Origin of the sequence: Aeromonas finlandensis, from assembly GCF_000764645.1 — a bacterium.
Lineage (GTDB): Bacteria > Pseudomonadota > Gammaproteobacteria > Enterobacterales > Aeromonadaceae > Aeromonas > Aeromonas finlandensis.
In genome coordinates, this window is sequence record NZ_JRGK01000153.1 from 1 (window position 1) to 3,281 (window position 3,281).

The 3,281-nt window shown below is 59.5% G+C and carries 4 protein-coding genes; 2 read left to right on the top strand and 2 right to left on the bottom strand.

Annotated features, from left to right (window positions below; genetic code table 11):
- The coding region (locus LD28_RS0111760; protein ID WP_033137158.1) for a sensor domain-containing diguanylate cyclase at positions 1-1,183 on the bottom strand (1,183 nt) is incomplete at its 3' end.
- 57 nt (positions 1,184-1,240) lie between these two features.
- Positions 1,241-1,765 (bottom strand): endonuclease SmrB, encoded by a 525-nt coding sequence (smrB, locus tag LD28_RS0111765; RefSeq protein ID WP_033137159.1) that lies wholly within the window; start codon positions 1,763-1,765, stop codon positions 1,241-1,243.
- An 82-nt stretch (positions 1,766-1,847) separates the two neighbouring features.
- Between smrB and prmB the strand changes: the two genes are divergently transcribed.
- Entirely contained in the window at positions 1,848-2,783 is a 936-nt protein-coding gene (prmB, locus tag LD28_RS0111770; protein WP_033137161.1) for a 50S ribosomal protein L3 N(5)-glutamine methyltransferase, read from the top strand.
- A 12-nt stretch (positions 2,784-2,795) separates the two neighbouring features.
- Positions 2,796-3,281: chorismate synthase (gene aroC, locus LD28_RS0111775; protein WP_033137160.1), on the top strand; the 486-nt coding region annotated here is incomplete at its 3' end.

The following is a 3,281-nucleotide window of genomic DNA, read 5'->3' on the forward strand; positions in this document are numbered from 1 at the left end:
TGCTGGTGCTGATCCCGATGCTGATGGTGAGGGTGACTTCGAGCGCCCCGGACAGGGCGTGGCGCGCCGACTCCACTGCCAGTCTGATCCGTTCGGCACAGGTCCACGCCAGCTCGAGGGAGGTCTCCGGCAGCAGCACGATAAACTCCTCGCCGCCCCAGCGCCCCAGCATGTCCACTTCTCGCAGTTGTTTACCAATCCGGTTGACCAGGCTCATGATCGCCTGATCCCCCTGTTGGTGGCCGAAGGTGTCGTTGACCTCCTTGAAGTGGTCGATGTCAATCATCATCAGGCTCATGGTGTGGCCAAAGCGCTGGCAGCGCTGCATCTCGGCGTTGACCAGCTCGTCGAAACGGCGCCGGTTGGCAATGCCGGTCAGGGGATCCGTGGTGGCGGCGACTCTCAGCTCCTCCACCAGCCGGGCCCGCTCGGAGATATCCCGCAAGATGGCGGTCATTTCGGTGGTTTGACCCAGATTGATCTTGGCGATGGTCACCTCGAGCGGAAATTCGCTGCCGTCGCTGCGCAGTCCCACCACCGAGGCGCGGGCATGCATGGGGCGCGAATTGATGGGGGAGTGGCTGAATGCCTGGATGTAGCCTTCATGGTTGGCGCGAAAGCGCTGGGGCAGCAGGGTTTCGAGCCGTTTACCGAGATAGCTCTCGTCGATCCCGAACATCTCGCAAGCGGCAGTGTTGATAAGTTCGATGCGCGACTCGCTGCTGACACTGATGATGCCGTCATAGGCGGAGTTGACCACCGCCTCGAAGCGGCGGCGACTGGTGGTGAGGGCCTCTTCCAGCTGCTTCTTGGCGGTGATGTCGATGGCGGTGACGATGATCCGGGTGATCCGGGATTGTTCGGGAATGATGGGGGAGAGCACAAAACGCCACCAGCTGGTGCGTGACAGGGTATCGATGGGCAGTTCGCTCTCCACCCCGGTCTGCAGGGTGACGCACTCGTGCATCGGTTGTTCGATGCTGCTGGTGATGTAGCGTGGAAACATCTTACTGAGTTTTTTGCCAATGCAGCCAAGGAGATCGATTGCGAAGGCCTTGGCAAAGGTGTCATTAGCCGACACCAGCACAAAGTGGCCATCCTTGTCGAGGCTGAACACCGCTACGGCGGCGCCGATGGCGTCGAGAGATGACTTTATGCCGGCATGGGAACCCTGTGCAAACATGCGACCTCCACTGCAAATAACATATTGATATGCAGTATAGTGTGGCCGTTTGGCTAACTACTCTTCGATCTCAAGCAACACCAGAATGGCGCTGTCGCCACCCCATTCGCGGGGGGCCTGATGGAAAGCGCGCACATTGGGGTGCTGGGCCAGCCAGCTGGGAATGCGCTGCTTGAGAATATGTTTGCCGATGCCGTGCATCACCGAGGCGACGTGAATGTTCTCTTTTTGGCAGAGGGTGAGCAGGGCGGCCAGCTCCTGTTTTGCTTGCTGCTGGTTCATACCGTGCAGATCCAGGTAGATCTCCGGCGGATAAATGCCCCGCTTGAGCTTTTTCAGCTCAAATTTTGACACATCTTCCCGCACGTAACGGGTCGGCCCATCGTCGTCGAGATGGGGTTGATACTCATCGCTGAAATAGTGGTCAACCCCAAGCTTTTCGCGGGTTTCACGCAATTCGCGTTTCTGCTTGACCGGGCGTAACTCGGCCCTTATGGTATCTTGCTTGATTTTCCGGGTACCTTTTATCGCATCGCGGAACAGCAGGGTTTCCTCGTCTGTCGGTGAGGGCGTTTTTTTCATCAGATGCTCATTTATTAGGTATGCGTCTTGCCCGCCACTCAGTGGGGGCTCGGGCCGGATATTACTCGACTTGGAGGTGGATTTGGACAAGATATTTATCGATGAGGTGGTTGCCGAGATGCACACCATCCAGGACATGTTGCGTTGGGCCATGAGTCGTTTCAACGACGCCGGGATTTTTTACGGTCATGGAACCGACAACGCCTGGGATGAAGCTGTGCAGCTGGTACTGCCCGCGTTACATCTGCCACCGGATGTAGACCCGGCCATGCGCCACTCCCGTCTGACCAGCAGCGAGCGTCACCGCATCGCCGAGCTGATTATCCGCCGCGTACAGGAGCGGGTACCTGCCGCCTACCTGACCAACAAGGCCTGGTATGCCGGTTGGGAGTTCTACGTGGACGAGCGGGTGCTCATTCCCCGTTCCCCCATTGCCGAGATGGTGGCCAACCGCTTCGCGCCGTTCCTCAAACATGAACCGACCCGGATCATGGACTTGTGCACCGGCTCCGGCTGCATCGCCATCATCATGGCCCACGAGTTCCCGGAAGCGGAAGTGGATGCCATCGACATCAGCATCGATGCGCTGAACGTGGCCGAGCGCAACATCAACGATCACGGGCTGGAGCAGCAGGTCATTCCGATCCGCTCCGATCTGTTCCGCGATCTGCCGGCGGGCGACAAGTACGATCTCATTGTCTCCAACCCGCCCTATGTGGACTCCGAAGATATGTCGGATCTGCCGGACGAATTCCGTCACGAGCCCGAGCTGGCGCTGGCGTCCGGCTCCGATGGCCTCAAGCTGACCAAGCGTCTGCTGGCCCACGCGGCCGACTTCCTCAAGGATAACGGTGTGCTGGTGGTCGAGGTGGGCAACAGCATGATCCATCTGGAAGCCCAGTTCCCCGAGATCCCCTTTACCTGGGTGGAGTTTGAAAACGGCGGCCACGGCGTCTTTGTGATGAGCCGTGAAGAGCTGGTGCAGTATCAGGATCATTTCGCCATCTACAAGAACTAAGCAGGAGCGCGCATGGCAGGGAACAGTTTTGGTCAACTCTTTCGAGTCACCACCTTTGGCGAGAGCCACGGCCTGGCGCTGGGCGCCGTGGTCGATGGTTGCCCGCCGGGACTGGAGATAAGCGAAGCGGATCTGCAGGGGGATCTGGATCGGCGCAAGCCGGGGACCTCCCGCTACACCACGCCGCGCCGTGAGCCGGATGAGGTGAAGATCCTCTCCGGGGTGTTCGAGGGCAAGACCACCGGCACCTCCATCGGGCTGCTTATCGAGAATACCGATCAGCGCTCCAAGGATTACTCCGACATCAAGGATCTGTTCCGGCCAGGGCACGCTGACTACACCTATCACCAGAAGTATGGTCAGCGGGACTATCGCGGCGGCGGTCGCTCCTCGGCGCGCGAGACCGCGATGCGAGTGGCGGCGGGGGCCATTGCCAAGAAGTACCTGAAACAGGTGCATGGCATCGAGATCACCGGTTTCCTCTCCCAGCTCGGCCCC

What these genes read in the sequence shown, in the direction of transcription:
- smrB (WP_033137159.1), bottom strand. Translation starts at nt 1,765, where the DNA reads ATGAAAAAAACGCCCTCACCGACAGACGAGGAAACCCTGCTGTTCCGC.